At 71.8% G+C, this 26,597-nt stretch carries 33 protein-coding genes; 10 read left to right on the top strand and 23 right to left on the bottom strand.

Annotation, left to right across the window (positions count from 1 at the left end; all coding sequences use genetic code 11):
* Positions 1 to 5: 5 nt before the first annotated feature.
* The 7 genes from ACFPZN_RS17060 to ACFPZN_RS17030 all read right to left on the bottom strand — a co-directional run bounded on the left by ACFPZN_RS17060 (position 6) and on the right by ACFPZN_RS17030 (position 5,683).
* Positions 6 to 656 (bottom strand): cupredoxin domain-containing protein, encoded by a 651-nt coding sequence (locus tag ACFPZN_RS17060; protein ID WP_378282958.1) that lies wholly within the window; start codon positions 654 to 656, stop codon positions 6 to 8.
* Positions 657 to 769: 113 nt separating this feature from the next.
* The gene (locus ACFPZN_RS17055) at positions 770 to 1,750 is read right to left on the bottom strand and encodes a cupredoxin domain-containing protein (protein WP_378282957.1); all 981 of its coding nucleotides are present in this window, start codon (positions 1,748 to 1,750) and stop codon (positions 770 to 772) included.
* Positions 1,751 to 1,807: 57 nt separating this feature from the next.
* Positions 1,808 to 3,160, bottom strand: coding sequence for a copper resistance CopC/CopD family protein (locus ACFPZN_RS17050; protein ID WP_378282956.1), 1,353 nt, complete (start codon positions 3,158 to 3,160; stop codon positions 1,808 to 1,810).
* Positions 3,161 to 3,166: 6 nt separating this feature from the next.
* Entirely contained in the window at positions 3,167 to 3,736 is a 570-nt protein-coding gene (locus ACFPZN_RS17045; protein WP_378282955.1) for a hypothetical protein, read from the bottom strand.
* A 186-nt stretch (positions 3,737 to 3,922) separates the two neighbouring features.
* The gene (locus tag ACFPZN_RS17040; protein WP_378282954.1) at positions 3,923 to 5,059 is read right to left on the bottom strand and encodes a zinc-binding dehydrogenase; all 1,137 of its coding nucleotides are present in this window, start codon (positions 5,057 to 5,059) and stop codon (positions 3,923 to 3,925) included.
* Positions 5,056 to 5,469: an acyl-CoA thioesterase gene (locus ACFPZN_RS17035; protein ID WP_378282953.1), complete on the bottom strand. Its 414-nt coding sequence runs from the start codon at positions 5,467 to 5,469 to the stop codon at positions 5,056 to 5,058. Before ACFPZN_RS17035 ends, ACFPZN_RS17040 begins: the two co-directional genes overlap by 4 nt.
* Before the next feature lie 52 nt (positions 5,470 to 5,521).
* Positions 5,522 to 5,683, bottom strand: a complete 162-nt coding sequence (locus ACFPZN_RS17030) for a hypothetical protein (RefSeq protein ID WP_378282952.1) — start codon at positions 5,681 to 5,683, stop codon at positions 5,522 to 5,524.
* 170 nt (positions 5,684 to 5,853) lie between these two features.
* Here ACFPZN_RS17030 and ACFPZN_RS17025 point away from each other — a divergent pair, with 170 nt between their 5' ends.
* The 3 genes from ACFPZN_RS17025 to ACFPZN_RS17015 are packed head-to-tail and all read left to right on the top strand — an operon-like array spanning position 5,854 to position 8,205.
* Positions 5,854 to 6,456: a hypothetical protein gene (locus tag ACFPZN_RS17025; RefSeq protein WP_378282951.1), complete on the top strand. Its 603-nt coding sequence runs from the start codon at positions 5,854 to 5,856 to the stop codon at positions 6,454 to 6,456.
* 20 nt (positions 6,457 to 6,476) lie between these two features.
* Positions 6,477 to 7,070 carry a hypothetical protein gene (locus ACFPZN_RS17020; protein WP_378282950.1) on the top strand — a complete coding sequence of 198 codons (594 nt, stop codon included), beginning with the start codon at positions 6,477 to 6,479 and terminating at the stop codon, positions 7,068 to 7,070.
* Between the two features lie 40 nt (positions 7,071 to 7,110).
* Positions 7,111 to 8,205, top strand: coding sequence for an RDD family protein (locus ACFPZN_RS17015; protein ID WP_378282949.1), 1,095 nt, complete (start codon positions 7,111 to 7,113; stop codon positions 8,203 to 8,205).
* 124 nt (positions 8,206 to 8,329) lie between these two features.
* Here the strand turns inward: ACFPZN_RS17015 and ACFPZN_RS17010 are convergent, their stop codons facing one another.
* The 7 genes from ACFPZN_RS17010 to ACFPZN_RS16980 all read right to left on the bottom strand — a co-directional run bounded on the left by ACFPZN_RS17010 (position 8,330) and on the right by ACFPZN_RS16980 (position 14,354).
* A complete protein-coding gene (locus tag ACFPZN_RS17010) occupies positions 8,330 to 9,592 on the bottom strand; it encodes an RNA polymerase sigma factor (protein WP_378282948.1) in 1,263 nt (420 codons plus the stop codon).
* A 9-nt stretch (positions 9,593 to 9,601) separates the two neighbouring features.
* On the bottom strand, positions 9,602 to 9,940 hold the full coding sequence (locus ACFPZN_RS17005; protein WP_378282947.1) for a YciI family protein: 339 nt from the start codon (positions 9,938 to 9,940) through the stop codon (positions 9,602 to 9,604).
* 54 nt (positions 9,941 to 9,994) lie between these two features.
* Entirely contained in the window at positions 9,995 to 11,275 is a 1,281-nt protein-coding gene (locus tag ACFPZN_RS17000; protein ID WP_378282946.1) for an MFS transporter, read from the bottom strand.
* Positions 11,272 to 12,654 carry an MBL fold metallo-hydrolase gene (locus ACFPZN_RS16995; RefSeq protein WP_378282945.1) on the bottom strand — a complete coding sequence of 461 codons (1,383 nt, stop codon included), beginning with the start codon at positions 12,652 to 12,654 and terminating at the stop codon, positions 11,272 to 11,274. The genes ACFPZN_RS17000 and ACFPZN_RS16995 overlap by 4 nt, the downstream gene beginning before the upstream one ends.
* A gap of 182 nt (positions 12,655 to 12,836) precedes the next feature.
* A complete protein-coding gene (locus ACFPZN_RS16990; protein ID WP_378282944.1) occupies positions 12,837 to 13,517 on the bottom strand; it encodes a cation efflux transmembrane domain-containing protein in 681 nt (226 codons plus the stop codon).
* Positions 13,514 to 13,849 carry an ArsR/SmtB family transcription factor gene (locus ACFPZN_RS16985; RefSeq protein WP_378282943.1) on the bottom strand — a complete coding sequence of 112 codons (336 nt, stop codon included), beginning with the start codon at positions 13,847 to 13,849 and terminating at the stop codon, positions 13,514 to 13,516. Before ACFPZN_RS16985 ends, ACFPZN_RS16990 begins: the two co-directional genes overlap by 4 nt.
* Before the next feature lie 13 nt (positions 13,850 to 13,862).
* Complete coding sequence (locus tag ACFPZN_RS16980; RefSeq protein ID WP_378282942.1) at positions 13,863 to 14,354, bottom strand: ATP-binding protein; 492 nt, start codon at positions 14,352 to 14,354, stop codon at positions 13,863 to 13,865.
* A gap of 99 nt (positions 14,355 to 14,453) precedes the next feature.
* On the opposite strand from ACFPZN_RS16980, the gene ACFPZN_RS16975 reads away from it, so the two are divergent.
* From ACFPZN_RS16975 to ACFPZN_RS16965, 3 genes are read left to right on the top strand one after another with little or no spacing between them, the layout of a single operon-like run.
* Positions 14,454 to 15,272 carry a DUF5753 domain-containing protein gene (locus ACFPZN_RS16975; protein ID WP_378282941.1) on the top strand — a complete coding sequence of 273 codons (819 nt, stop codon included), beginning with the start codon at positions 14,454 to 14,456 and terminating at the stop codon, positions 15,270 to 15,272.
* Complete coding sequence (locus ACFPZN_RS16970; RefSeq protein WP_378282940.1) at positions 15,269 to 15,463, top strand: DUF397 domain-containing protein; 195 nt, start codon at positions 15,269 to 15,271, stop codon at positions 15,461 to 15,463. Before ACFPZN_RS16975 ends, ACFPZN_RS16970 begins: the two co-directional genes overlap by 4 nt.
* On the top strand, positions 15,447 to 15,662 hold the full coding sequence (locus ACFPZN_RS16965; protein WP_378282939.1) for a DUF397 domain-containing protein: 216 nt from the start codon (positions 15,447 to 15,449) through the stop codon (positions 15,660 to 15,662). The genes ACFPZN_RS16970 and ACFPZN_RS16965 overlap by 17 nt, the downstream gene beginning before the upstream one ends.
* A 7-nt stretch (positions 15,663 to 15,669) precedes the next feature.
* On the opposite strand, the gene ACFPZN_RS16960 is transcribed toward ACFPZN_RS16965, so the two are convergent.
* The 7 genes from ACFPZN_RS16960 to ACFPZN_RS16930 all read right to left on the bottom strand — a co-directional run bounded on the left by ACFPZN_RS16960 (position 15,670) and on the right by ACFPZN_RS16930 (position 20,911).
* Positions 15,670 to 16,413 (bottom strand): hypothetical protein, encoded by a 744-nt coding sequence (locus ACFPZN_RS16960; RefSeq protein ID WP_378282938.1) that lies wholly within the window; start codon positions 16,411 to 16,413, stop codon positions 15,670 to 15,672.
* Between the two features lie 261 nt (positions 16,414 to 16,674).
* The gene (locus ACFPZN_RS16955) at positions 16,675 to 17,583 is read right to left on the bottom strand and encodes an NAD(P)-dependent alcohol dehydrogenase (protein WP_378282937.1); all 909 of its coding nucleotides are present in this window, start codon (positions 17,581 to 17,583) and stop codon (positions 16,675 to 16,677) included.
* A 392-nt stretch (positions 17,584 to 17,975) separates the two neighbouring features.
* A complete protein-coding gene (locus ACFPZN_RS16950; RefSeq protein ID WP_378282936.1) occupies positions 17,976 to 18,170 on the bottom strand; it encodes a hypothetical protein in 195 nt (64 codons plus the stop codon).
* 106 nt (positions 18,171 to 18,276) lie between these two features.
* A complete protein-coding gene (locus ACFPZN_RS16945) occupies positions 18,277 to 18,696 on the bottom strand; it encodes a YybH family protein (RefSeq protein ID WP_378282935.1) in 420 nt (139 codons plus the stop codon).
* Between the two features lie 33 nt (positions 18,697 to 18,729).
* Positions 18,730 to 19,092 carry a MerR family DNA-binding transcriptional regulator gene (locus ACFPZN_RS16940; protein ID WP_378282934.1) on the bottom strand — a complete coding sequence of 121 codons (363 nt, stop codon included), beginning with the start codon at positions 19,090 to 19,092 and terminating at the stop codon, positions 18,730 to 18,732.
* A complete protein-coding gene (locus ACFPZN_RS16935; RefSeq protein WP_378282933.1) occupies positions 19,089 to 20,285 on the bottom strand; it encodes an MFS transporter in 1,197 nt (398 codons plus the stop codon). The genes ACFPZN_RS16940 and ACFPZN_RS16935 overlap by 4 nt, the downstream gene beginning before the upstream one ends.
* A gap of 56 nt (positions 20,286 to 20,341) precedes the next feature.
* Positions 20,342 to 20,911: a TetR/AcrR family transcriptional regulator gene (locus ACFPZN_RS16930; protein WP_378282932.1), complete on the bottom strand. Its 570-nt coding sequence runs from the start codon at positions 20,909 to 20,911 to the stop codon at positions 20,342 to 20,344.
* A gap of 101 nt (positions 20,912 to 21,012) precedes the next feature.
* Between ACFPZN_RS16930 and ACFPZN_RS16925 the strand changes: the two genes are divergently transcribed.
* From ACFPZN_RS16925 to ACFPZN_RS16910, 4 genes are all read left to right on the top strand, one after another.
* Positions 21,013 to 21,582 carry a dihydrofolate reductase family protein gene (locus ACFPZN_RS16925; protein ID WP_378282931.1) on the top strand — a complete coding sequence of 190 codons (570 nt, stop codon included), beginning with the start codon at positions 21,013 to 21,015 and terminating at the stop codon, positions 21,580 to 21,582.
* Between the two features lie 8 nt (positions 21,583 to 21,590).
* Positions 21,591 to 22,160, top strand: coding sequence for a dihydrofolate reductase family protein (locus ACFPZN_RS16920; RefSeq protein ID WP_378282930.1), 570 nt, complete (start codon positions 21,591 to 21,593; stop codon positions 22,158 to 22,160).
* 69 nt (positions 22,161 to 22,229) lie between these two features.
* Complete coding sequence (locus ACFPZN_RS16915) at positions 22,230 to 22,601, top strand: PH domain-containing protein (protein WP_378282929.1); 372 nt, start codon at positions 22,230 to 22,232, stop codon at positions 22,599 to 22,601.
* Positions 22,601 to 23,152, top strand: coding sequence for a DUF4240 domain-containing protein (locus ACFPZN_RS16910; protein WP_378282928.1), 552 nt, complete (start codon positions 22,601 to 22,603; stop codon positions 23,150 to 23,152). Before ACFPZN_RS16915 ends, ACFPZN_RS16910 begins: the two co-directional genes overlap by 1 nt.
* A 39-nt stretch (positions 23,153 to 23,191) precedes the next feature.
* On the opposite strand, the gene ACFPZN_RS16905 is transcribed toward ACFPZN_RS16910, so the two are convergent.
* Together ACFPZN_RS16905 and ACFPZN_RS16900 are read right to left on the bottom strand one after the other, a co-directional pair.
* On the bottom strand, positions 23,192 to 24,190 hold the full coding sequence (locus tag ACFPZN_RS16905; RefSeq protein ID WP_378282927.1) for a ribonucleotide-diphosphate reductase subunit beta: 999 nt from the start codon (positions 24,188 to 24,190) through the stop codon (positions 23,192 to 23,194).
* Complete coding sequence (locus tag ACFPZN_RS16900; protein WP_378282926.1) at positions 24,187 to 26,568, bottom strand: ribonucleoside-diphosphate reductase subunit alpha; 2,382 nt, start codon at positions 26,566 to 26,568, stop codon at positions 24,187 to 24,189. The genes ACFPZN_RS16905 and ACFPZN_RS16900 overlap by 4 nt, the downstream gene beginning before the upstream one ends.
* Between the last annotated feature and the right edge of the window lie 29 nt (positions 26,569 to 26,597).

Below are 26,597 nucleotides of genomic sequence, written 5' to 3'. Positions count from 1 at the left end.
TCCGGTCAGTCGTCGAGGTGTTCGGGGCCGGCGGCCGGTGAGGTGAGCAGGAGCAGGCAGAACACCGCGACCGCGCAGACCAGCCCGGCGATCGGCAGCAGCGGGTTCACCGACTTGCCGGGGGCGGCGGACGCGTTCGCGGCGGGCTGCGGCTGCGCGGCCGCCGGCGCGGACGGCGTGGACGTCGTCGACGGTGCGGGCGTGGACGTCCCGTCCCGCGGCGTCGAACTCGCGGAGGCGGTGGGCCTCGCCGTGCGCGAGGGCGCCGGATCGTGCCCGGCGTGCCCGCTCGGCGCCGGGGTGGCCGCCCGCGGCTGGACGACGATGCGCCCCCGCATCGCCGGGTGGACCGAGCAGTAGTACGCGTACGTCCCCGCCACGCGGAAGGTGAAGCTCCAGGAGCGGCCGCGCTGCAGCATCGGGGACCGCAGTGCCTGCGGTCCGCTGGTGGTCACCACGTCGTGCGGGATCTGGTCCAGGTTGGTCCAGGTGACGGTGTCGCCGACGCGGATCGTCAGGGTGGACGGGCTGTAGGCGGTGTTCTGCATCCGCACCTGCGCGGTGTCGGCCCTGGCCGGTTCGGCGGCGGGGCCGAGCAGGCCCGCCAGCAGGGACGGCGAGCCCAGCGCCAGGACGAGCCCGATGCGCTTGGCCATGGGTTTCTCCCAACTGTTCGACTGTCGAGGTCTCGGGGCACAATGGCCGCGGGTGCGGCGGACCGGCCGACTGCGACTCGGCCGGTCCGCCGCACGTTCCGGACCGGCGTCGCTCAGCAGCCGCCGCCGAGCAGCCCGTCGAGACCGGGCTTGAGCATGTCCTGGACGAGGACGGTGTGGCTCTTCAGGTAGGAGTCCAGCGCCAGCGCGTCCGTGACCTGCTCACCGGGGGAGCGCTGCAGGTGGGCCGCGTAGACGTGCTGCAGCAGCGGCTGGAGGCCCTTGAGGAACTCCTGCGCCCCCTTCACGCCCGACTCCGCGATCATCTGCACCCACGCGGTGTGGGTCTTGACGTAGGCGTCGAGCGCGAGCGCGTCGGCGACCTGCTGCGAGGGTGAACGCTGCAGGTGCGCGGCGTAGACGTGCTGCAGGATCACCGTGAGCACCTCGCTCGCCGCGCCCGGCGAGCACGGCGTGCCACCGCCCGGCGGCGGCGCCGTCGGTGCTCCGGTCGGCCCGGCCGTCGGCCCGGGGGTGGGGTGGCCCGTCGGGTGACCGGTGGGCGCGGCCGTGGGGGACGCGGTGGGTGCCGGCGACGACCCGCCGCCCGTGACCGTCACGCCCGCCTTCATGTCCGGGTGGTAGGCGCAGTAGTACGCGTAGGTGCCGGGGGTGCTGAAGGTGTACGAGAACGACTCGCCCTGCTTGATCTCCCCGGAGTCGATCTTCGTGGGGCCCGAGGTGGTCGTGACCGTGTGCGGGGCGGCGTCGTCGTTCACCCAGGTGACCTTCTGCCCGGCGGGCACCTGGAGCGTGCTCCGCGAGTAGGTGTTGTTCTTCATCCGGATGACGATCGGCTCCGCCGCCGCGCTCTGTGCGGGACCGCCCGGCGCGGCTGCGGGCACCGCCTGCGCGGGCTGCTGGAGCCCGCCGGTCTGGGAGGCCGGACGGGACGCGCCCAGCCCGCCGCCGGACTCGTCCCGGTTGGTCAGGCCGACCAGGCTCAGCAGGGCCAGCGCGATCGCGAGGGCGGCGCACACGACCAGTGCGAGCCGTCCCCGGGCGGCGGCCGGGGGTGCGGGAGGTTGTCTCACGGGGGGTTTCCTTCCATGGGGACGGTCGCGGCCCGGACGGCCGCGACGATCAGGGGGTCAGCGGCCGGGGGAGGCCGTGACCAGCAGGGCGGCGGCGAGCAGCACGACGCACAGCAGCGCCGTCTCGATCGCCACCGAGTAGAGGAACGGGCGCACGGTCGCCGCGTTGCTGCGCAGCGACACGGCCGCGTCCAGCCGGGCGGCGACCCACCGCTTGCTGCGCTGCGCCGCGCCGAGCACCAGCGCGAACACGGCCAGCTTCGCCAGCAGCAGCCGCCCGTAGTCCGTGGTGAGCAGGCCGCCGAACGAGCCGACGAGCTGCCAGGTCAGCAGCAGCCCGGAGGCCGCGATGGTCAGGACGGAGACGAGCGCGAGCGTGGAGTAGCGGGGCACGACCTCGGCCAGTTCCGCCGGACGGCGCCGCCGCAGCACGCCGACGAGCAGGACGGCCAGCCCGCCGAACCACAGCGAGACGCCGGCCAGGTGCAGCAGGTCCGCGGTCTGGCTGAGGAAAGGCCGCGGCGAGGCGGCGGCGTGCGCCGTCATGCCGGTGGTCCGCAGCAGTCCGAACCCGACCGCGAGCGCGGCGATCCGCCACGCGGGCCGCCGTACGGCCTGGTCCCCGCCGCGCATCGCCCAGGCGAGGACCACGGCCGCCAGCAGCCACAGCAGTCCCTTGACCGCCCCCACCTCGCCGATGCGGTCGGTCAGGACGGCGCCGAGCAGGCCGGGGTCGACGACGTCCGACAGCGGTCTCACCCGGGTGTGGACGGCCTGCAGCCCGAGGCCGGCGACGGCGGCGAGGGCTCCGGCCGTCCAGGCCGTGACGAGGGCGCCGCGGACCCGGCGGTCCCAGGCCCCGCGCGGCCACAGCAGCGCCAGGAAGGCGAGCCCGCCCACGAACAGCGCCAGCCCCACGAAGCCGATCACCTTCACCGCGACCAGCAGGGGCCGTACGGCGGGGTCCTCGCGCGGCACGGGTTCGGCGGCGGGGGGCGGGGCGACCACGGGCGCGGGCACCGCGTCCACGGTGAAGCGGAGCGTTCCACGCGCGGTGTGACCGTCGGTCTCGCTGCTCGAACGCCACGCCACCGCGACCTTGCCCGAAAGGGGACGGTCGAGCCGGGACAGATCCGCGACGAGCGTGCGCGGCGCGCCGGACGCGCGGCTCAACGGAAGCTTCTCCCCCGCGACCTCGACCGACGAGCCCCGTTCCGACACCGCCTCGCCGAAGGTGAGCGACAACCGCCGGGGCGCCTCGGCGAGCTCAGCGCCTTCCTTGGGATCGGACCTGGTCAGTTCGGCGTGGGCGTGCGACACGGAGCCGGGAAGTACCAGCCAGAACAGGACGGCGGCCATCACGCAGAGCGCGACCCGGTACCGGCGCGGCCGCGAGCGGGGTACGGCCATCCCCGGTCACCTCCCCGGACGCGCGGACGGCGCCGGCGCGGTCGCGGGCTGCGGGCAGGCCGCCGCACCGCCCAGCAACGGCACCAGCAGCGGGTCCAGAACACCGGGCGGGGCCGGAGTCGTCCCCAGCGGCAGGACGGGCCCGATCAGCGGCCCGGTCACCGAGTTCACCGTGGGCCCGAGCAGCCCGGGGCACGGAGTCTGGGCGGGCGGCTTTTCCGGAGGGGGCGTCGAGCCGGGCGGCGCCGGGGTGTGCCCGGGCGGATGCGGCGTCGCGCCGTCCCCCGGCATCGGCGGATGGGACGGTGGCGTTCCCGGCGGGTCGTGCACGGCCGGGGGCGGTGCCGCGCCGACGTCCGAAGCGGGCGGGGGCGGGACGGGCTCGGCGGGCTCGGGCGACGACGGCACCAGCGGCTCGATCGGCGCGGCGTTCGGCGGTGTCGTCGCGGGCGGCCCCGCGGCGCCGGCGGTCCAGGAAACGCCGAGGCCGGAGGCGTACCCCACGAGGATCACGACGGTGCCGACGAGCACGGCGGAGACGAGAGCGCCCCGCCGGTCGGGTGAGACGGTTGCCATGGCGCGGCCTCAACGCGGCCGGGCGGCGGCGTGACGAAATGTGGCCATTGTGCTTCTCCCAGTGATCGGAGCAATGGGAGGCCACGTTTCCCGAGCGATGATCGCGCTATGTGAAGGTCCTGTTACAAGGTCACCAATTAACCTGCACTCGCCGCATCACGCTCAGTGAAATGCCCGCTTCGCGAGTCAGAGCAGGACGACCTGCCGCACGGCCTCGCCGGAGTGCAGCCGGTCGAAGCCCGCGTTGACCTCGTCCAGCGTGAGCCGGTGCGACAGCAGCGCGTCCACCGGCAGGCTCCCGGCGCGGTACAGGCCGATGAACCGGGGCACGTCCCGGCGGGGCACGCTGGACCCCAGGTAGCTGCCGCGCAGCGTGCGCTCCTCGGCGACCAGGCTGAGCGCGGGCAGCGTCACCGGCTCGCCGGGCGCGGGCAGCCCGACCGTCACCGTCGTGCCGCCGGGACGGGTCGCCGCGTACGCCTGCTCCAGCACCGGCACCACCCCGGTGGTGTCGACGACCTTCTCCGCGCCGCCACCGGTGAGCTCGCGCACTTGCTCCACCGCGTCCACGCCACCGGTGACCGCGTGCGCGGCCCCCAGGCCCAGCGCCAGCTCCAGCTTGGACGGGACGACGTCGACCGCCACGATCGTCGACGCCCCCGCGGCCTTGGCGGCCAGCAGTGCGGCCAGCCCGACACCGCCGAGCCCGAACACCGCGACGCTGTCGCCCGGCTTGACGTCCGCGCTGTAGAACGCGGCGCCCGCCCCGGTGAGGACGGCGCAGCCGAACAGCGCGGCGATCTCGTACGGCAGGTCCGGGTCGACCTTCACCGCCGACCGCGACGACACCACCGTGTACTCCGAGAACGCGGAGACGCCCAGGTGGTGGTACGGGCGCGTGCCGTCCCCGGCGGTGAACCGCGTCCCGCCGCCGAGCAGCGTCCCGGCGCCGTTGGCCCGCGCGCCCGGCCCGCACAGCGCGGGCCGTCCGCCGACGCACCGCTCGCAGCTCCCGCACGCGGGGACGAACGCCAGGATCACGTGGTCGCCGGGCGCGAACTCGGCGCCGTCCCCGGCCGCCACGACCTCACCGGCCGCCTCGTGGCCGAGCGCCATCGGCAGCGGCCGCGGCCGCGACCCGTTGATGACCGACAGGTCGGAGTGGCACAGCCCCGCCGCGCGCACCCTGACCAGCAGCTCGCCCGGACCCGGCGGGTCGAGCCGCAGCGTCGCGACCTCGATCGGCGCGGACGCCGCGTACGGCTCGGGCCGTCCCGACTCCACCAGCACCGCGGCCCGCGTCTCGACGATGCCCCCGCTCACGCGACCACCAGTTTCTGCATCTCGGCGCGGATCGGCTCGGGGACCGCGACCGGACGGCGGCTCTCCCGCCCGACGAACACGTGCACGAAGTACCCCTCGGCGACCAGCGTCCCGTCCGAGCGGTACAGGCCGATCTCCCAGCGCACGCTGGAGCGTCCCAGCTTCCCGATGCGCAGGCCCAGGGAGATCGTGTCGGGGAAGGCGACCTCCGCCTTGTACGAGCAGTGCGACTCCACGCACAGCCCGATCGTCTCCGCCGTGCCCGGGTCGAACCCCGCCGTCGTGATCATCCACTCGTTGACGGCGGTGTCCATCAGCGAGTAGTGGACGACGTTGTTCACGTGCCCGTAGAGGTCGTTGTCCTTCCAGCGGGTGGGGACGGTCACCCAGTGCAAGTAGTCGTCGTTCACGCGACCAGCATAGATACCGGCCGGTAACGCGAGATCGGTGAAATCGCCCGCCTCAGTGCGGCCGCCGCCCGCCGCCGCCACGGAACCTCGCCAGCACCCCGCGCATCTTCGCCTGCGTACGCGGGTCGCGGGCCATCCGCTCGGCGCGGGCCCGCGCCTGCCGTCCCTGCGGGCTGTGCAGGAAACGCTTGAGCTTGGAGACGATCGAAGCCATCTCTCCTCCTCCGCCAGGTTGTGCCGGGCGCGTGGGGGCGGATCCGGCGGCCTCATCCGGACAACGAACCGTTCCGGCCGAAGGTTGCAGGCGTCATGCCCCAACCCCGGGCCGCCAACCGGCATCGGATAGATCAACGAGCCGCTTGTCACCTCCACGGAAGGCCGACCATGACGCTCCCGTCCAGGATCGGCGCCGCCGGCCTGCTGCTCCTCGCCGCGGCGGCGCTGGTCACGCTCAACCCGTTCCGCTGGATCGTGTTCGGCGACGCGCTGCACTACCGGCTGGGCACAACGGCCCTCGGCCTGCTCCTCCTCGTCGTCGCCTGCGTCGTGACCATGGTCAAGACGGCGGATTGGCGCCGGTGGACCGCACTGCCCCTGGCCGTCTGCTCCACGCTCGCCGCCCTCTGGTGCGCGTACAACGCCCTCGGCTACCTCATCTTCGCGAACCCCGACAAGCTGCAGCCCGTGGCGGTGTCGCCCGACGGCCGGCTCAAAGTCGTCCTGCACGACAACTCCGGCTGGGCCGGCTACGACCAGGGCCTTTACGTGCAGTCGACCGACGGCTTCTTCAGCAAGCGCGCCTACCTGGGCTGCCGCAACCTGTACGAGGGCGAGACAAAGTTCGACCGGGTGAGGTTCACGGCCCCGGACACGGTGGTCGTCAAGGCGGGCGAAGAGGAGTGGACACTGCGCTTCGACCCGAAGGACGTCAAGACCATCAACACGACCTCCGAAAACTTCTGCAAGCAGGACCTCTACACCGGCTGACACGACGCGAAAGGCTCGGGATGCGACTCTCCAAAGTTCTGGGGGCCGCCGGCCTTCTGCTGCTCGCCGTGGTGGGCCTGGCGTGGCTGAATCCGTTCCGCTGGGTCGGGGCCGGGGACCTGATGTCGTTCACGCCCTTCGCGGTGGCCGCCGCCCTGGCCCTGATCATGGCGGCGGGGTTCTTCGCCGCGCCGAAGGTCCGGAGGGGATGGCGCTGGGCCACGTGGGCCGCGTCCGTCTGCGTTGGCATGGTGGCGGTGCTGAGCGTGATGACCGGGTGGTTCGTCCTGGCGTTCAGGGACACCGACATGCGGGTGGCGGCGGTGTCACCCGACGGACGGTTCAAGCTGATCGTCCACGAGACCTCCAACGTGATCGACCCGGTGGAGGGCCTGTACGTGCAGTCCACCGACGGGCCGTTGAGCAGGCGCGCCTACTTCGGCTGCTTCAACCACGACGCGACCGAGCCGCTGGAATGGGCGCGATTCACGGGCCCGGACACCGTCACGGTCAAGGCCGAGGGGCAATGGACCCTCCGGTTCGACCCGGACGAGGTCCGAGCCATCGACACCCTTCCCGACGGCATGTGCGCGCAGGGCCTCTACACGGGTTGACCGTTCCCTGTTTCGGTCCGTTGTGCTTCCATGGCTCACCGTGCCGCAACCCCTGTACGTCCCCTCGGAAACGCCCGTACAAGAGCTCCCCCAGCACGACGACCGCGTCGTCCTGGTCCTGGCGAGCACGCGGCGGCGCGTCGTGGCCCGGCTCGTCGACCTCCTGGCCACGTGCCTCACGGCGATGGCCGTCCTGTCCCCCGCCTTCGCCTTCGCGCTCTGGACCGAGGACAGCTCCAGTGCGCTGATGGCCGTGTCGCTGGCGACGGCCATGGTGCTCGTCTTCCCCGCGATCATCGCGCTGCGCGTGGGACGGTACGTGTGGTGGGGCTGCACCGTGGGCCAGCGCGTCGCCGGACTCCGCGTCGTGTGCAAGGACGACGGCACGAGCCTGCCGAACTGGAGGCAGGCGTTCAGAAGATGGATCATTCCCCAGCAGGCGCAGGGCTTCCCGCTGGTGACCGACTTCTGGACGCACAAGATGGACAAGCGGCTGGGCCAGTGCGTCCACGACCAGAAGGCCGGAACGGTCGTCGTCCGAGCCCTGCCCGACGAACGCACGCACCGCATCGTCCTCGGCTCCGCCCTGGGAGTCATCGGGGCGGCCGTGGTGGCCACGCCCCTCGTGTTCGGAGCGCTGGAGGCCAGGGGCCCGGCCTTCGAGGTGAACACCTTCTACGACGACGACATCCGGTTCGAGAACCGCCGCAACGGCCTCGCCGTGGCGTACGAGCGGACCGCCGCCAAGGTCCTGGACGACGAGAAGGGCTGCCTCGCGGGCGCCACCACCGACCAGGCCCGGTCCGTCCTGCGCCAAGCAGGATGCGAGGGCCGTATCGAGGCCGCGTTCAGGACCACCGACGGCGTGCTGGTCGGCGGCCACGTCCTGAAGTTCCCCGACGCCGCTGCCGCCTCGACCGCGCAGCAGCGCCTGACGTTCACCGACCTGCGCTTCGTCCCCGGCGGCCGCATCGACCCTCCGGGCGGTGCGAACATCGGCCAGGTCGGGGACGAGGACCGCTACGTGGTCGTCACGATGGCCGTCTCGCCCAAGCAGCCGGAGGCGCCCGTCAAGGCCAAGAACGCCTTCGCCCTCATCCACGCCCCGGTCCTGAGCACCATCGTCTGGTTCTGATCAGCGAAGGTCCTGGCCCGCGGGACGCCACGGCCCCGAGCAGCACCGGCCACGCCCTCGCCGAGGACGGCGGCACGGCCGCCCAGCTCATGGCCGCACCCCCACTGGAAACCGCCTGACCAGTTCAGGTGAGGTGTTGGTCCAGCCGGTGCCGGAGGAGGGCCTGCTGCGCCGGGTTGGTGGTCAGGGCCAGGGCTTGCTCGTCGGCGGTGTGGGCGGCTTCGGGGTCGCCGAGGGCGCGCAGGAGTTCGGCACGGGTGGCGTGGTAGAGCGAATAGCGCTGTAGGGTGCGCTGCTCGCCTGGGGGCAGGGCGTCGAGGGCGGCGAGCGCGTTGGCCGGGCCGCCGCGGGGCGGCGGGGCGTGGTGGACGGCGATGGCGCGGTGCAGCCGGTGGATCGGGGACGGCGCCAGCGCCAGCAGCATGTCGTAGAGCACCAGGATCTGGGCCCAGTCGGTGTCGTCCCAGCTCGGGGCCTCCGCGTGGCAGGCGACGATGGCGGCCTGCACCTGGTAGGGGCCGGGCCGTTTGCGGGCGGCGGCGCGTTCCAGCAGGCCGATCGCCTCGCCGATCGCGGGCCCGTCCCAGCGGGCGCGGTCCTGGTCGCGCAGCGGCACCAGGTCTCCGGCGGCGGTGAAGCGGGCGGCGGCGCGGGCCTGGTGCAGCCGGATGAGCGCGAGCAGCCCCAGCACTTCGGGCTGCCCGGGCATCAGCCAGGCGAGCTGGGCGGCGAGCCATTCGGCGTCGCCGGCCAGGTTGGCCGCGTGCGGGCGGTCGCCGGCGCTGGTCAGGTAGCCCTCGTTGAACAGCAGGTAGACGACGGCCAGGACCTGGCCGAGCCGGTCGGGCAGTTCGGTGTCAGAGGGGACGCGGTAGGGGATGCCCGCTTCGGCGATCTTGCGTTTGGCGCGCGTGATGCGCTGCGCGACGGTGGACTCGGGGACCACGAACGCGGCGGCGATCTGCGCGGTGGTCAGCCCGCACACCGTCCGCAGCGTCAGCGCGATCTGCGCGGACCGCGGCAGGGCCGGATGGCAGCAGGTGAAGATCAGCTTCAGCCGGTCGTCGGGGTCGGGCCGGGGCGGCCACCGCAGCCGGGCGAGCTTGTCGCGGTGGGCGGCCTGGCGGCGCAGGACATCGATGCCGCGGTGGCGGGCGACGGTCAGCAGCCAGGCGTCGGGATGCTCGGGGACGCCTTCGGCGGGCCAGCGGCGCAGCGCGGTCTCCACGGCGTCGGCGACGACGTCCTCGGCGGCCGCGAAGTCGCCCAGGACCCGTACCAGGCAGGCCGTCAGCCGGCCCGCGTGCTCGCGCACCACGCGGGCCAACTCGGCGTGCGCCTCGTCGCCCGCCTGGCGGCGCGCGCCGGGGCGGCGGTCGGCGGTCATGCGGGCGGCTCAGGTGATGGGACGGATCTCGACGACGGGGCAGGCCGGCCAGGCGCGGGCGATGGCGAGGGCCTGATCCAGGTCGTCGACCTCGATCTCGGCGTAACCGGAGACGACCTCCTTGCCCTCCACGAAGGGGCCGTCGGTGACCACCGGCCCGCCGCCGTCCAGACGCACCGTGGTGGCGGTCTCGGCCGGGTGCAGGTACGCGTGGTGGGTGATCTGCGCGGCGTGATCGGCGAACCACAGCCCGACCCGCTCGAACGCCGCCTGGCGCTCGCTCTCGCCCATGGCCTCCAGGTCGTGCGCGAACTCCTCGGTCTCGACGAACATCAGCACGTATTTCACGGTTCTGGTCCTTCCCAGATGATGGTGGATGAGCCGGAGCATTCCGGCTGCCTGTCATCCCCAAGACGAACGGCGCCGCCGCCGATCCGACACCTTGCGCGGGAAATCTCCACTTTCTTTTTCGGTGATCCAGCGGGCGGCGAGCAGGCCGGAGCCGGCGGTGAGGACGGCGGCGGCGATGACGGTGGCGTTGAGGCCGAGGGCGTCGGCGAGGACCCCGGCGACCAGGGCTCCGGCGGCGTAGCCGATGTCGCGCCAGAACCGGTAGGTGCCCAGCGCTTTCGCTCGCCAGGCGGGATGGGCATGATCGGACACCGAGGCGATCAGTGCCGGGTAGACCATCGCCGTCCCGACGCCCAGGAAGACGGCCGACATGATCCCCGCCAGCAGAGGCCGGTCCAGCAAGACCAGCGCCAGAACGAACCCCCCGGCCTGGACGAGCATGCCGGCCACGATGAGGGGTTTGCGGCCGATGCGGTCGGCGAGGTGGCCGGTGTAGATCTGCCCGATCCCCCACAGCAGCGGGTAGAGGCCCTTGATCAGGCCGACGGCGGCCAGGCCGAGGCCGTGGTCGGTGAACAGCAGCGGGAACACGCCCCAGGTGAGGCCGTCGTTGAGGTTGTTGACCAGCCCGGCCTGGCTGGCGCCGCGCAGCGAGCGGTCGCGCCAGGAGGTGCGCGCGAAGGCGGTGGCCAGGCCGGTCGGCTCGGTGGCGGGCCGTGGGTGCCGGGCCAGTTCGAGCGCGAGGTGGGCGGCGGTGTCGCGGACGATCAGGGACAGGGCCAGGCCGGCGGCGACGAACACGACGCCGATCAGTTCGGGGGCGGGCCGCAGGCCGTAGACGGTGGCCAGATAGCCGGTGGCCAGGGCGGTGGCGCCGACGGCGACGTACCCGGCGGCCTCGTTCAGCCCGGTGGCCAGGCCCCGCCGCGCCGGGCCGACCAGGTCGATCTTCATGTTGACGGTCATCGACCAGGTCAGGCCCTGGTTGATGCCCAGCAGCACGTTCGCGGCGATGATCCAGTTCCACGACGGTGCCCACGCCAGCGCGAACGGCACCGGCACGCCGGCCAGCCAGCCCGCGATCAGCAGGTGCCTGCGGCGGAACCGGGCGGTCAGCGCGCCCGCGGCCAGGTTGGTCAGGGCCTTGGTCACGCCGAAGGCGATGATGAAGGAGAACACGACCAGGTCGCTGGTCAGCCCGAACACCCTGGTACCGATCAGCGGGACGGTGGTGCGCTCCAGCCCGACCAGCGCGCCCACGCACACGTTGACGACGACCAGCAGGGTGAACTGCAGCCAGTTCTCGCGCAGCCCCAGCCTGGTGGTGCTCACACCGCGGGCTCCAGGCGCAGGCCGTGGGCGGCGGCGTACTCGTCGGGGGTGCCCCGCAGGACGGTGAGGTCGGTGTGCCCGGCGCGTTCTAGGACGCTGGCGGCGGTCATGGCGCGCTCGCCGTGCGCGCAGGCCACCACCGCGCCCGCCGGGGCGTCACCGGCATGGTCGGCGAGGTCGCCGAGTTCGAGGTTCAGGGCACCGGGCACGTGCCCCGCGTCGTACTCGGACCGCTGGCGCACGTCGACGTACGGGGCCGCCGGGGCCTGGTCGGCCGTGACGAACGCGGTGGTGGCCTCGGCGGACGTCCAGGCGGGCATCCCACCGGCCAGGTGCCCGGCCAGGCGCTCGTACCCGATCTTGTACGCGGGCCAGACGATCTCGTCCAGGTCCTGGTCCGCACCGGCGACGAAGGCGATGGGGGCGGTGGCGGGCAGCAACCAGCCCAGCCAGGTGGCGAACTGGTCGCGCAGCGCGATGGACAGGGCGCCCGGGATGTGCCCGGCCGCGAAGTCGGCCGCCGGACGGACGTCCACCACGTACCCGCCGTCGTCCAGCAGCGCCTTGACCTGCCCGGCGTCCAGTTCCGGCAGTGACGGCGCCGCCGTGAGCACGGCGGGGCCGCGCCGGTTGAGCTCGTTGAGGCGGGCGAAGTACTTCGGGTAGGAGCCCAGGCCGTCCACCAGCCGCCGCACGAAGGTGTCCTCGTCGGGCGCGGCCAGCAGCGGGTTGTTCCGCTTCTGGGCACCGATGGTGGTGGTGCGTTCGCCGCCGGGCGGTGCAGAGCAGAACGAGCCCGCCCCGTGCGTGGGCCACACCGCGGTGTCGTCCGGCAGCGTGACCAGGTGGCGCAGCGACCGGTACTGGGCGCGGGCCAGGACCTCGGTACGGTCGGCGCCCAGCAGGTCGGTGCGGGCGGCCGAGTCCACGATCAGCGAGCCGCCGGTGAACACTCCCAGCACGCGCGTCCCGTCCAGCAGCAGGAAGGACAGGTGCTCGTCGGTGTGCCCGGGCGTGGCCACCGCGCGCAGCGTCAGCCCGCCCAGATCGACCTCGTCGCCATCGTCCAGGCCACGGTGCGGAAAGGCACGGTGCCCGGCGGCCGGGGCCAGCACGGTCGCCCCCGTGTCGTGCCCGAGCTGGAGGGCCCCGGACAGGAAGTCGGCGTGCAGATGCGTCTCGGCCGCGTACGCCACGGTCAGTCCGCGCCGCCGCGCCGCGGTGTGCAGGTCGCGCAGATCCCGACTCGCGTCCACGGCCAGGGCGCGTCCGTCGCCCAGATCGACCAGGTAGGCGCTGTTGCCCAGCCCCTCGTCGACCAGCGGCACCAGGTGATCCTCGGCGAAGCCCATGCGGTCCTCCCATCCGCTCGGCGGCATCACCCACCACATTCCATGGATTTGCGGAGGAAACCATGGCGGGGACCGGCAATGCGCCACGACGTCGCCCGGCTTCTGCGCAAGGTGGACGTGCGTCCGGTGGAGGAGTACCGGGCCGGGCACAAGCGTCCCGGTCGCCGAACTGGCCGACCAGCCCGTAGAGGTCGGACAACCCGCCTGGCTCAGCAGCAGGCGCAGCCGGGGCCGCAGGACTGCGGCACGGCGGCGGGAACCGCGCAGCAGGCGTCCCCGCGCCACGCCTCGCGGCCTTCCTTGACGGCGACGGCGGCGATGACCAGCGCGGCGATCGGGTCGGCCCAGGCCCACCCGAACAGCGTGTTGACCGCCAGCCCGACCAGCAGCACCGCCGACAGGTAGGTGCACAGCAGGGTCTGCTTGGAGTCGGCGACCGCGCTGGCCGACCCCAGTTCGCGTCCCGCGCGGCGCTGCGCGTACGACAGGCCCGGCATGATCGCCAGGCTGAGCCCGGCCAGCACCAGCCCGGCCGTGGAGTGCTCGGCGTCGCCTCCGCCCAGCAGCGCGGCGATGGCATCGGCGGTCACGTAGGCGGCCAGCGCGAAGAACGACACCGCGATGATCCGCAGCGCCCTCCCCTCCCGCCGCGCGACCACCTCGGGTTCGCGGGCGGAGAACTGCCAGGCCACCGCGGTGGCCGAGGCCACCTCGATCACCGAGTCCAGCCCGAACGCCACCAGCGCCCCCGACGAGGCGACGCTGCCGGCCGTGATCGCGATGGCGGCCTCGACCAGGTTGTAGGCGATGGTGGCGGCCACCAGCAGGCGCACCCGCCGGGCCAGCACCGCCCGCCGCCGCGGCGAGGGCCCCAGCGACAGCGCCGTCATGTCCGCGCGGTATTGCCGTAGGTGGGGCACAGCGCGACGGCCCGGTCGGTGGCGGACAGCAGGTGCTCGGCCGCGCGCAGCAGGTCCAGCAGTTCGGGGGCGGCGATGAAGTAGAAGGACTGGCGGCCCTCGGCCCGGTAGTCCACCAGCTCGCAGCCGCGCAGGCAGGCCAGATGCTTGGACACCGTGGACTGTGCCAGCCCCAGTTCACGGGTCAGGTCCACCACCCTGGCCTCGCCCCGGGCCAGCCGTTGCACGATCGACAACCGCACCGGGTCGGCCAGCGAATGGAACAGCGCCGCCGCCGGCGCCAGCCCGTCCAACGAAGTCATTCCACAATCGGAATCAATCGCCATACCGCGATGATAGCTCTGGTGCGTGGTCGGTCAAGGAGATGCGCGCCCAGACCCACTTGCCCTGCGGCTCGGTCCTCTGGACGCCGCATCCGTCCGAGAGCGCCTGGACGATCGGCAGTCCCCACCCGCCCGTACCGTCGTCGTGCCCGTCGTCCAGGGCCCGCGCATCGGGCTCGATGTCGTCCAGCGTCAGCTCTTTGACGGGAGTGGCCACCGGCATCGCGTCGGAGGAGTCCCACACCGCCAGCAGCACGGCCGCCTCGCCCTCGCGCGCGAACCGCACCCGGATCTCCCCGTCCGGCGTGGTCTGCACGGCGTTGGCCACCAATTCCCCGGCGATGAGAACCGCGTCGTCGACAAGGCGGTCGAGCCCCCAGCCCGCGAGCCGATATTCGATCAAGGACCGAACCTGCCCCGGCGCCGTCCAAGCGGCAAGACACACAATGTCCAGATCGCCGGTAATCCCGGTAATGCCGCCCATATTCCTCACCCCTATTCTCTGATTCCTGGGGCAACTGTGGACTTGACCGGCTAGCTTGTCGCGTGTCGATGAAACTCCCGACACACCGGAGCGTGACCCATGGCCCCCGTAGAGTCGCTGAACCCGGATCACTCTTTCAAGCACTGGATCGCCTCTGACCTGCGCTTCTTTCGGGAGCGCGAAGGGCTCTCGCTCTCCCAGATGGGCCAGATCATGAAATGCAATCGGCACACCGTGTCGAACATCGAGCACGCCCGCGACACCTGGAACATGAACGAAGATCAGGCGGATCGTCTCGACGCCTTCCTCCGGCTCAATGGACATTTCGCGCGTCTCGTCCGCTACGCCCGCACCGCCCACGACCCCGACTGGTTCGCCGAGTACGCCAAGCACGAGGCAAAGGCCTTGGTCATCAGGCTCTACCGGCTCTCGCTGATCCCTGGAATCCTCCAGACGCCTGACTACGCCCGCGCGGCCATCACCGCCTCGCGCATGGTCACAGACATTGAGGCTGCGGTGAACGCTCGAATGGAACGGTTCGAGGTGCTGATGCGCCCGAAGCCGCCGACGCTGTGGGTGGTGCTCGACGAGGCCGCTCTTTACCGGCCCATAGGTGGGCCATCTGTAATGGGCGAACAACTCGCAAGGCTGCGTGAGGTGGTAGAGCTCCCGCACGTGATGGTGAGGATCGTTCCACGATCCACAGGCTTCTATCTAGGGCTGGAGGGTTCCTTCAACAGCCTGACCATGGAATCTGGGGAAATGTCCTTCGTGGAGGCTCCCGGTGGAGGGAGGCTGATACAGGGCACTAGGGAAGTTCGCGAGTTCACGGTACGTTGGGACCGTATCGGGGCAAGCGCCCTACCCTGGGACCTGTCTCGAGACCTGATCACACAGGCGATGGAGCGGTTCACATGATCACTTGGCGTAAGTCGACTTACAGCGGCGGCGGCGGTTCGGGTGGCCAGGACTGCGTCGAGTTGGCCAGGCTTGCTGGAGCGGTTGGTGTTCGTGACAGCAGGGCCCCCGAAGCCGGGCATTTGGCACTGGCGCCGGAGGCATTCACGCGTCTGGTGGCTCAGGTGAAGCGCGATGAGTTGGGCGTCTGATTCCGGTCGGATCACCTGGCGTAAGTCCAGCCACAGTGGCGGCACCACGGCGCAGTCCGACTGCGTTGAGCTGGCACGGCTTTCCGGGGCGGTTGGTGTTCGTGACAGTAAGGCTCCGGAGGCTGGGCATCTGGCCCTGACGGCGGAGGCGTTCGCGCGGCTGGTTGCTCGGGTGAGGCGGGACGAGTTGCGCGGCTGATCCTGGATCAGGGGGCGGGCGGAGTGAGGCGCTGATCCATCTCGTGGAGGAACAGGTCGGGGTCGATGCCCGGTGTGGCGGCCCAGATCGCGCATCCGTGGTCGCGCATGTTCCGCTCGGCGCGCCTTCCGAGCCGTGTCCAGACCGCCGAGTCGTCCACCACCGCGACGCCCAGGAACTTCCCGTCGCACCCGACGGTCATGATGTCGTCCCACGGTATGGCGATCCGGTACTCCGGCAGCTCAAGTTGCAGGACGGTGGAAGTGCAGGCGACGTGAGCGGGCCGCCGCAGTTCCCGCCAGGCCCAGATCGTGCGCTCGATGAGGTAGATCCCGGCACCCAGGAACACCGGCGCCGATGCCGCCTGCCACCACGGGAAGGCCGCCCACCCCGTCTCGTCGGCGTCCCTGTCGGCAAGACTCACGAGCAGGGGGACGCCGCCGAGGAAGAACGACATCGGCACCGTGGCCGCCATCACGATCACGCCGAGGACGAGGCGGCGGCGCGCCAGGCCGAAGATCACGGCCGGCTCCGGTGTCCCGTCCACGTCCACGGTGCCGTGCTCGGGCGGCACGCGCGAGCGTCCCGTCACCGGAATCAGGACGAGGCAGACGATCAGCGTTGCGACACCGAGCAGCAGTGCCCCGACGAGGACGGTCAGCGCCACCTCAGCCGGTATCAGCGCTATCAGGAGCGCCATGCCGCCCACGACGGCGGCCGTGGTCACACCGAGCGTTTTCGCTCTGCCCATCGCGTCCCCCCCCGGCGGTGAAGATCGAGAGGTTAGACGCTGAAACCGGGGCGCAGGGTCGCGCCCGGGAGGCAGGAGTCCGAAGCGGTGATGGTCCATGCGCCGACCTCGTTGTAGGCCGAGCCGCCACTGCGAATGGCCGCGGGTGAGGCTGGCCACGAACTCTCTTGTCGCCGATCACGCCGGGACCGCGACCAGCCTGTGACCAGGCGAGTACGCCAGAGCCCTGGGGCTCATCGGCCCGAGCGCGGAGGCCCGACGTCAGTGGGGCGTCACGACGACCTTGCCGAGGGCGTGTCCCTCGCCGACGTGGCGCAGCGCCTCGGGGACGTCGTCGAGCGTGAAGGTGCGGTCGATGTGGATGTCGACCTTGCCCGCGGCGCAGAGGTCGGCAAGCGGCTCGAACCGCGCGGGGCCCAGACGCACCACGAGAACTCCCATCCTCCGCCCGGTGAGTAGGCCGGCGATCGATCCGATCGTCCCGATGTTGAGCACCACCGGTACGGAGCCGCCCACGCACCAGTACCGGCCGCCGCGAGCCAGCGCCCGCCCGCAGGCGAGCGGCGAGCGGGTGGCGACGAGGTCCAGCACGAGGTCGTACCGCTCGCCGGTCCGGGCGAAGTCCTGGCTCCGGTAGTCGATCACCTCGTCGGCGCCCAACGACCGCATGAAGTCGAGCTTGGCTGCGTTGTCGACTCCGGTCACATGGGCGCCGGCGCGTTTGGCCAGCTGGATCGCGAACGATCCCGAGCCGCCGCCGGCGCCGTTGATCAGTACCCGGCGCCCCGCACCGGCGGGAGCCGTTCCCTGCAGCGCGATCGCCCCCGCCTGCGGGATCGTCGACGCCTCGGCGAAGGTCAACTGCTTCGGCTTATGAGCGAGAGCCGATTCGGGCGCCACCGCGAACTCGGCGAAGCCGCCCTTCAGGCCGAGATTGTCGCCGTACACCTCGTCTCCCACGTCGAAGCGAGACACCCCCGAGCCCACGGCCTCCACCCGCCCGGCGATGTCCGAGCCGAGCGTCCTGCGCGCCGGCTTGCGCAGTCCACCGATCCGCGAGTACAGGGGATCGCCGCGCAAGGTCTCCCAATCCGAGAGATTGAGCGACGTCGCCGCCACTCGCACGAGGACCTGCCCCGGAGCCAGCGACGGCGTCGGCACGTCCTCCACGCGCAGCGCGTCCGTCGAGCCGTACCTGTCGTAGACAACCGCTCGCATCTCGTCTCCCGGCTCGGAAGCATCGCCCGAGCGGAGGGTAGCCGTCTCCGCAACCGCGGAACCAGGGCTCCGGCGTGGTCGAGTGATCCGCCTGGGTGTCCGAAAGTGGTCGGCGGGTGCCGCACACCGGGCATCCGGGTGAGCCAGACCGCCGACTGCGGCAGCCGGCTCGCGCCGATCGGTCCCGGGCGGCCCAACGAGGACGAGGCGGCGGGCCAGGCCGAAGGGATCACGGTCGGCTCCGGCGCCCCGCCCGCGTCCACGGTGCCGTGCTCGGGCGGCACACGCGAGACGAGGCAGACCGTCAGCTCAGGAACGTCACGGCCGCCCGCGGGCCAGGGGGGTCAGGAGTCCGACGTGGTGATGGTCCACGCGCCGACCTCGTTGTAGGCCGAGTCGTAGATGGGGGAGCCGTCGCCGGGCTTGAGGTCGTAGTGGTGGAGGTTGCCACCCCAGTAGCGCAGGATCCGGCCGAGTTCCTTGTCGGCGCTGCCGTCGAACGCGGTGTCGCCCATGTCGACTTCGAGTACGAACTTCATCGCTCACCTTCCTGTTCGGGGTCCTTCAAGTTTCTCATTGAAGTTGCTTGTGAGGGTTTGAAGGAGTTGGTTGGCAGGTTGGCCGCATTTCCTTGGGACGAAAGTCTCAAGTGGCGGTCGCGGTGAAGTCGGTCAGGCCGTTCTCTCGGGTGTTGTGGGCGGCGCGGATGCGCCATCCGTCCGGGGTTCTTACCAGGACGAAGGTGATGAGGCCGCGGCGGTCTTCGGCGGGGGCGCCGGGGAGGCGGTGGTCGGGCCAGGTCCAGACGGTGTGGACGAGCGCGACGTCGGCCGTGACCTCCTGGATGTCGACGACGTCCTGCGTGTAGTTCTTCTTCTGGTCGAGGACGGACGGCGGCACGTCCTTGTGCCCCGCCACGTTCTCCGCGCGCGTCCGCCACCAGAGGCCCCGGTGGGTGATGAAGTCGGAGTCCTCGGTGAAGAGGGCGCCCCACTCGTCCATCTCGTGCCGGATCCACAGGTCGGTGTGCCTGGCCATCAGGGCCCTGATCGCGTTCTCGTCCATGGCACGATGCTCTGACCTCGACCTTGGTCGAGGTCAAGGGGGTGTGGTGTTCCGGGCCAGCCGCGCGGCCTCGGAACGGAGGCGTTCGCGCAGGTCGGTGAGGGCGTCGATGCGTTCGTCCAGGGTGGCCAGGCGCTCGTTGAAGATCGCGAGGGTGTCGCCGCAACCGTCGGTGGCGGGCGGCCCGCCGAGGCAGTGGACGAACCGCAGCACGTCCTGCGAGCCGAGGCCCGCGCGCAGCAGCCGGGCGATGTCGCGGACGAGGGGCACGGTGCCGGGCTCGTAGATCCGGTAGCCGTTGCGGTCCCGTTCCGCGGTGATGAGGCCCTGCTGCTCGTAGTAGCGCAGGGCCCGCGTGGACACCCCGGCGCGGCGTGCCACCTCACCGATCCTCATGCGCGCGCTCCCTCCCGCGGACGGTTCCGAAAGGCCATCGCGAACAACGCCAGGGAGGCCAGGACGCATCCCGCCGCCGTCCCGGTCACCGCGACCGGGCCGCCGGTCTCCAGTGCCAGGCCGCCGAGGCCGCCGGCGAGCGCGAAGCCGAGGAACATGGCGCTGTTGTTGAGCGCGATGAGTTCGTTCGCGGCCTCGGGGGCGCCGCCGCGTTCCAGCAGCCATGCCTGCGTCGCGGGCGCGATCCCCCAGGTCGCCAGTCCGTACAGGGTGAGGGCCAGCGCCACCACGGGCGTCGGGTAAGGGCCGCCGGCGAGGCCGAGGAGGGTCATGAGGGCGGGCGCGGCCAGCACTCCGAGCAGCATCAGCCGCAGCGCGCGCAGGGCGCCGAGCGCGTCCACGAGCCGGCCGCCCGCGAGCGCGCCGACGATCCCGGCGGCGCCGACCGCGGTGATCAGGGGCGCGACCGCGGCGCCGCGCAGCCCGCCGAGCCTGGCGGCGATTTCGGTGACGTAGACGTACGACATCATGCCGCCCGCGCCGGAGGGGATCATCGCCGCCAGCGCGGGGAGCGTCCCGGGGTGGCGCAGGACGGCGAGCCGGTCCCGGAGACGGCCCGGGGCGGCGCCCGGTACCCGCGGCACCGTCGCGAGCAGCGCGACACCGGCCGCGGCGGCGAGCGCGGCGACGAACAGCATCGTGGACCGCCAGCCGAGGGCGCCGCCGATCCAGGTGCCGAGCGGCACGCCCGCGACGAGCGCGGTGGTCAGGCCGGCGCCGACGACGGCGAGGAAGCGTCCCCGGCGGCCCTCGGGCGCGGCGGTGGCGGCGAGCGCGAACGCGGCGGGCGCGGCGGTGGCGGCGGCCAGGCCGGAGACGATCCGCGCCGCCATGAGCGTCCCGTACGTCGGGGCCGCCGCGGCGGCGAGGTTGGCCGCGGCGAACACGGCCGCGGAGGCGGTGAGGACCGCGCGCCGCGGCAGCCGCGCGGTGAGCAGCGCGGCGAACGGCGCGCCGAGCGCGTACGTGAGCGCGAACGCGGTCACCAGCTGGCCGCTCGCGGCGACGGTGACGTCCAGGTCGCGGGAGATGGCGGGGAGGATCCCGGCGATGACCAGGTCGTCGGTGCCGATCGAGAACGCCAGCAGGAAGAGGGCGGGCAGCCACAGCGGGCGCGTCGTGTGCGAGGCCATGGCGGGACGGTAGGAGGTTGACGCCTGCGTCAAGGTCAAGCCCGCCGGGGCCGGTTTCAGGGGACGATGCGTTCGACCGTGGCGGTGATCAGGTCGGCGATCTCGTCCTCGGGGAAGACGTCCGGGAGGGTGAGGCGCTCGACGATCAGCCAGTTGAGGGCCAGGTAGAGCAGGACGACCGTGGTGGTGTCGCCGGGCATGCCGGACTCGTGGTGGAAGTCGATGTTGGCCTTGAGGTCGGCCTTGATCTGCTCGGTGAGGACCGCGCGCAGCTCGGGGCGGCGGGTGGCCTCCAGGCGCAGTTCCAGCAGGGCGAGGTAGCCGGAGCGGAACTCGGTGATGCGGCCGACGAGTTCGTGCATGAGCCGGCCGACCATGGCGCGGTCGCGGGGGCCGTGCATGAGGTCGGTGATGGCGGACGGGTCGGGCGTGAGCCGCTCGTAGACGCGCCCGCCGGCCTGGGTGAGCAGGTCGTCGCGGTTGGCGAAGTAGTTCGAGGCGGTGCCGGGGGGGACGGCGGCCCGGGTGTCGACGGCGCGGAAGGTCAGGCCGCGGGCGCCCTGGTCGGCGAGGACCTCGATGGCGGCGTCGATCAGCGCGGCGCGGCGGGCCGGGTTCTGGCGCATGGGGGGTCACTCCTCCGGGTTGACACCACTCTGGCTGTAGTACTACGTTCAAACCACTTCAAGCAGAGTACTACAGATGGCTTGGAAAGGGGGCGGGTCGCATGCGCGGGCTCACCTACTTCGTCGGCGCGTCGATCGACGGGTTCATCGCCGGACCCGGCGGCTCGATCTCGGACTTCTTCCCGCTGCCGGACGGGATGCTCGACCTCCTCGTCCAGGAGTATCCGGACACCATCCCCACCCACCTGCACGAAACGGTCGGCGCACGGCCGAACGGCCGGTTCGACACGGTCGTGATGGGCCGCGCCACCTACGAGCCCGGTGTGCGGGAGGGCGTCACCAGCCCGTACGGCCACCTCAGGCAGTACGTGGTCTCCAGCACGATGAAAAGCTCCCCTGACCCCGCCCTGGAGCTGATCCGGGACGATCCGGCGGCCGCGGTCCGCGCGCTCAAGTGCGAGGAGGGCGCCGGCGTCTGGCTCGCCGGCGGCGCCGCCCTGGCCGGGACGCTGCTGGACGAGATCGACGAGCTGGTGGTGAAGGTCTACCCGTTCGTCATGGGCTCGGGTATCCCGCTGTTCACCGCGCCCTTCGCCTCCGGCCGGTTCAGGTTGGCCGACCACCGCACGGTCGCCGGCGGCGCCGCCGTCAACACCTACGCCAAGCAGTGAGGAACCGCATGCGCAAGCTCGTCTACTACGTCGCCGTCACGATCGACGGCTTCATCGCCGGGCCCGGCGGTGAGTTCGACTTCTTCCCGATCGAGCCGGACGTCATGCGGGTGCTCACCCCCGAGCTGCCTGAGACCGTCCCGACGGCGTTCCGGGAGCAGGCCGGGGTCGCCGACCTGCCCAACCGCCGCTTCGACACGGTCGTGATGGGGCGGGGCACCTACGACCCCGCCTTCAAGGAGGGCATCACCAGCCCGTACGCCCACCTGAAGCAGTACGTCTTCTCGCGGAGCCTGGCCGGCACCGATTCCGAGGTGGAGATCGTCTCGGCCGATGCGGCGGAGTTCGTCCGGGGGCTCAAGCGGCAGGAGGGCGCGGACATCTGGCTGTGCGGCGGCGGTGACCTCGCCGCCCAGCTGGCCGGGGAGATCGACGAGATGATCATCAAGCGGAACCCGATCGTGATCGGCGACGGGATCCGCCTGTTCGACGGGCCGTTCGAGGCGCACCGCTTCGCCCTCACCGAGACCCGCCCGTTCGAGTCGGGGGTGGTCGTCATGCGGTACGCCAAGAACTAGGCCCTGGAACGGGACGCGGGCCCGGCTCGTCCTAGGGGAAAGGGCGGCACGACTCACGGGGAGGCCGGAATGGGGCGCGGCGGGATTCCGCACGACAGGTCGGGGCAGCTCAAGCAGATCGAGAGCGGGCTGCTCCCGGGGGAGCAGATCATCGCGGTCTACGACGCCGTCGGCGCCGGGACGGGCTTCATCGGCCTCACCGACCGCCGCGTGATCATCCAGGACAAGTCGTTCGTCGGCAAGAGGATCGCGATCACCAGCGTCCCGTACTCGCGGATCAGCTCGGTCAGCGTGGTCAGCAACAAGTCGTTCGCGGGGTCGTTCTTCTCCTCCGGCGCGATCGCGATCCACGTGGGCACCCAGCTCTACGAGGTCGAGTTCCGCGGCGAGGAGAAGACCCACCACGTGCACAACGTGATCATGCATCACATCTCGCTCTGATGATGACGCCGGACGAGTTCTGGACGCTGCTGGACGGCTCCGCGGCCGCGGCGGATCGCACCGGGTGGCTGACCGCCCGGCTGGCACGGCTCCCGGCCGCGGAGATCATCGAGTTCGAGGTCCACCTGACCGCCCAGCGCAGGCGGGTCGACACCCGCCTGATGTGGGGCGCCGCCTGGAACATCATGGAGGGCTGGTGTTCCGACGACGGCTTCTGGTACTTCCAGCCCTGGCTGGTCGGCCTGGGCCGGGACGCGTTCGAGCGCGTCGCCGCCGACCCTGACGCGCTCGCCGGACTCCCTGAGGTCCGCCGCCTGGCCGGCCGTCCGATGAAGGAGTGGTCCGACGACGAGTGGCCCCAGTGGGAGTCGCTCAACTACGTCGCGCTGCACGCCTACGAGCGCGCCACCGGCGACGACCTGGACGAGGCCCTGGAGGCCCGCGGCCTCGGCCGCGTCTGTGACGCCGCCCCCGAGGACCCCCGCTGGGACTACGACGACCCCACCGAACGACGGGCCCGCCTTCCGCGGCTCACCGCTCTCCTGGGCTGAGCCCCGGGCGGGAGCACGCACGCGCCCCCGCCCGGGGCGTCAGAAGGCTTCGTCGAAGGTGACGGTGCCTTCCACGCCTCTTTGGTAGGCGGAGACGCGGCGTTCGAAGAAGTTGGACAGTTCCTGGACGTCCTGGAGTTCCATGAACGCGAACGGGTTGGACGAGCCGTACCGGACGGGCAGGCCCAGCCGGGTGAGGCGCTGGTCGGCCACGTACTCCAGGTAGCCGCGCATGTCGCCGGCGCTCATCCCGGGCAGGCCGTCCCCGCACAGGTCGCGGGCGAACTCCAGTTCCGCCTCGACCGCCTCCTCCAGCATGCGGGTGACCTGCGCGGTCAGCTCGGCGTCGAACAGGGCGGGTTCTTCGGCGCGGACGGTGTCGACGACGGAGAAGGCGAACTCCATGTGCTGGCTTTCGTCGCGGAAGACCCAGTTGGTCCCGGAGGCGAGGCCGTTGAGGAGGCCGCGGGAGCGGAGCCAGTAGACGTAGGCGAACGCTCCGTAGAAGAACAGGCCCTCGATGCACGCGGCGAAGCAGATGAGGTTGAGGAGGAAGGAGCGGCGGTCGGCGGGTGTTCGCAGCTCGGCGAGGGCTCCAATGGAGTCGATCCAGCGGAAGCAGAACTCCGCCTTGGCCTTGATGGACGGGATGTGCTCGATGGCCGCGAACGCCCGCGCGCGCTCGTCGGCGTCGGGAAGGTAGGTGTCCAGCAGGGTCAGGTAGAACTGGACGTGCACCGCCTCCTCGAACAGCTGCCGTGACAGGTACAGCCTGGCCTCGGGGGCGTTCAGGTGTTTGTAGAGGTTCAGGACGAGGTTGTTGGCCACGATTGAGTCGCCGGTGGCGAAGAAGGCGACCAGCCGGTTGACCAGGTGGACTTCCTCGGGGGTGAGCTTGGTCAGGTCGGGGAGGTCCGAGGCGAGGTCGACCTCCTCTACCGTCCAGGTGTTGCGGATGGCGGCGCGGTAGCGCTCGTAGAAGTCGGGGTAGCGCATGGGCCGGAGGGTGAGGTCCATGCCCGGGTCCAGGAGCGTCACTGGCACGCCTCGCAGGTCTCGGGGTTCTCCAGGGAGCACATGACTGCTTCCTCGGGGGCGGTGACCGTTGTCTGGGTGATGCGGGTCGCGGGGCGCGAACGCAGGTAGTAGGTCGTTTTCAGGCCGCTGCGCCATGCGTAGGCGTACATCGAGGAGAGCTTGCCTATGGTGGGCGTCTCCATGAAGAGGTTCAGCGACTGGCTCTGGTCGATGTAGGGCGTGCGGGCCGCGGCAAGGTCGATGAGGGACTTCTGGGGGAGTTCCCAGGCGGTCCTGTAGAGGGTGCGGAGTTCCTCGGGAAGGTCGACGATCCCCTGGACCGACCCGTTGGAGCGCTTGATGGCGTCCCGGACGGCGGGCGTCCACAGGCCCAGCTGTTTGAGGTCCTTCACCAGGTAGCCGTTGATCTGGAGGAACTCGCCCGACAGCGTCTCGCGCTTGAACAGGTTGGACACCTGCGGCTCGATGCACTCGTAGCAGCCCGCGATGGACGCGATCGTGGCGGTCGGCGCGATCGCGATCAGCAGCGAGTTGCGCAGCCCGACCTCGGCGACCCGGGCCCGCAGCGCGTCCCACTCGGCGGCGCGGGACGGCGACGCGTCCGGGAAGTGGTCCGGGTGGAGCGTGCCGCGCGCGGTGCGGGTGCTCGCGTACGCGGGCAGCGGCCCGTTCTCGGCCGCCAGGTCGGCGGACGCCCCGTAGGCCGCCAGCGCGATCTCCTCGGCGATCCGGGTGGACAGCTCCAGCGCCTCGGCCGAGTCGAACGGCAGCCGCAGCGTGAAGAACACGTCCGCCAGCCCCATCACGCCCAGCCCGACCGGCCGCCACCGCCGGTTGGCGTCCGCGGCCTCCGGGGTCGGGTAGAAGCCGCGGTCGATCGTGCGGTCCAGGAAGCGGACGGCGGTGCGGACGGTGGACCGCAGCCGCTCCCAGTCCACCCCGTCCGGGCTGCTGCCGTGTGGGGGGCGACCCCCACGCCCCCGCACGAGGTGCGCGGCGAGGTTGACCGAGCCGAGGTTGCACACGGCGGTCTCGTCGCCGCCGGTCACCTCCAGGATCTCGGTGCACAGGTTGGACAGGTGGACGACGCGGTCCGGCTCGGCGGTCTGGTTGCAGGCCCGGTTGGCGGCGTCCTTGAAGGTCATCCAGCCGTTGCCGGTCTCGGCGAGCGTCCGCATCATGCGCCCGTAGAGGCGGCGCGCGGGGACCCGCCGCACGTACCGGCCCTCCTCCTCGGCGCGCCGGTACGCGGCGTCGAAGTCCTCGCCCCACAGGTCGGTGAGCTCGGGCACCTCCTTGGGGTCGAACAGCGACCAGGTCCCGTCGGCCTCGACCCGGCGCATGAACTCGTCGGGGATCCAGTTGGCGAGGTTGAGGTTGTGGGTGCGGCGGGCGTCCTCGCCGGTGTTGTCGCGCAGCTCCAGGAACTCCTCGACGTCGGCGTGCCAGGGCTCCAGGTAGACGCAGGCGGCGCCCTTGCGGCGGCCGCCCTGGTTGACGGCGGCGACGGAGGCGTCGAGGGTGCGCAGCCACGGGACGATCCCGTTGGAGTGCCCGTTGGTGCCGCGGATCAGCGACCCGCGGGAGCGGATCCGCGTCCAGGAGACGCCGATGCCGCCCGCGTACTTGCTGAGCCGCGCGACCTGCCCGTACCGCTCGTAGATCGACTCCAGCTCGTCGCGGGGCGAGTCGAGCAGGAAGCACGACGACAGCTGGGGGCGGGCGGCGGCGGAGTTGAACAGGGTGGGGGAGCTGGGCAGGTACGACAGGGTGCTGAGCAGCCCGTACAGTTCGGCGGCCTCGGCGGTGCCATCGACGTGCTCGCCCGAGGGGGGACGACCCCCCACGCCCCCCGGAGCGACTTCGTCGCATGCGAGGCCGCAGGCGACGCGGAGCAGGAAGTGCTGGGGTCGTTCCAGGACGCGGCGGGTGCTCGGGTGCCGCAGCAGGTAGCGGTCGTAGAGGGTGCGGAGCCCGAAGTACTCGAAGCGGTCGTCGGCGGACTCGTCGATCAGCGCGTCCAGCTCGGCGGCGCGGGCGGCGACGAACGCGGCGGACGCGTCGGCCAGCAGGCCCTGGGCGTGCGTGGCCGCGATCGACTCGGAGAAGGTCCGCACCCCTTCCGCCGCGGCCTCGTCGGCGATCTTCAGGCCGAGCAGGCGGGCGGCGACCTTGGAGTAGGCGGGTTCGGCGGCGACCAGGGCGGCGGCCTCGGCGATCGCCTGGTCGCGGTGCCCGGCGTCGCCGCGTACGGCCGCCAGGACCCGTTCCGGGTCGGCCCCGGGCAGGCCCGCGCAGGCCCGCTCCACCTCCGCGGCCCACCGGGCGCGGTCGTCGTTCAGGGGACGGGCGGGCGGTGCGATGACGTGCTGTGTCACGTGTTCTGCTCTCTCCCTCGCGAGCTGCT

It is taken from the genome of Actinomadura rugatobispora (genome assembly GCF_042656285.1).
Taxonomy (GTDB): Bacteria; Actinomycetota; Actinomycetes; order Streptosporangiales; family Streptosporangiaceae; genus Spirillospora; species Spirillospora rugatobispora.
This window is presented reverse-complemented; position numbering and strand designations above follow the sequence as displayed.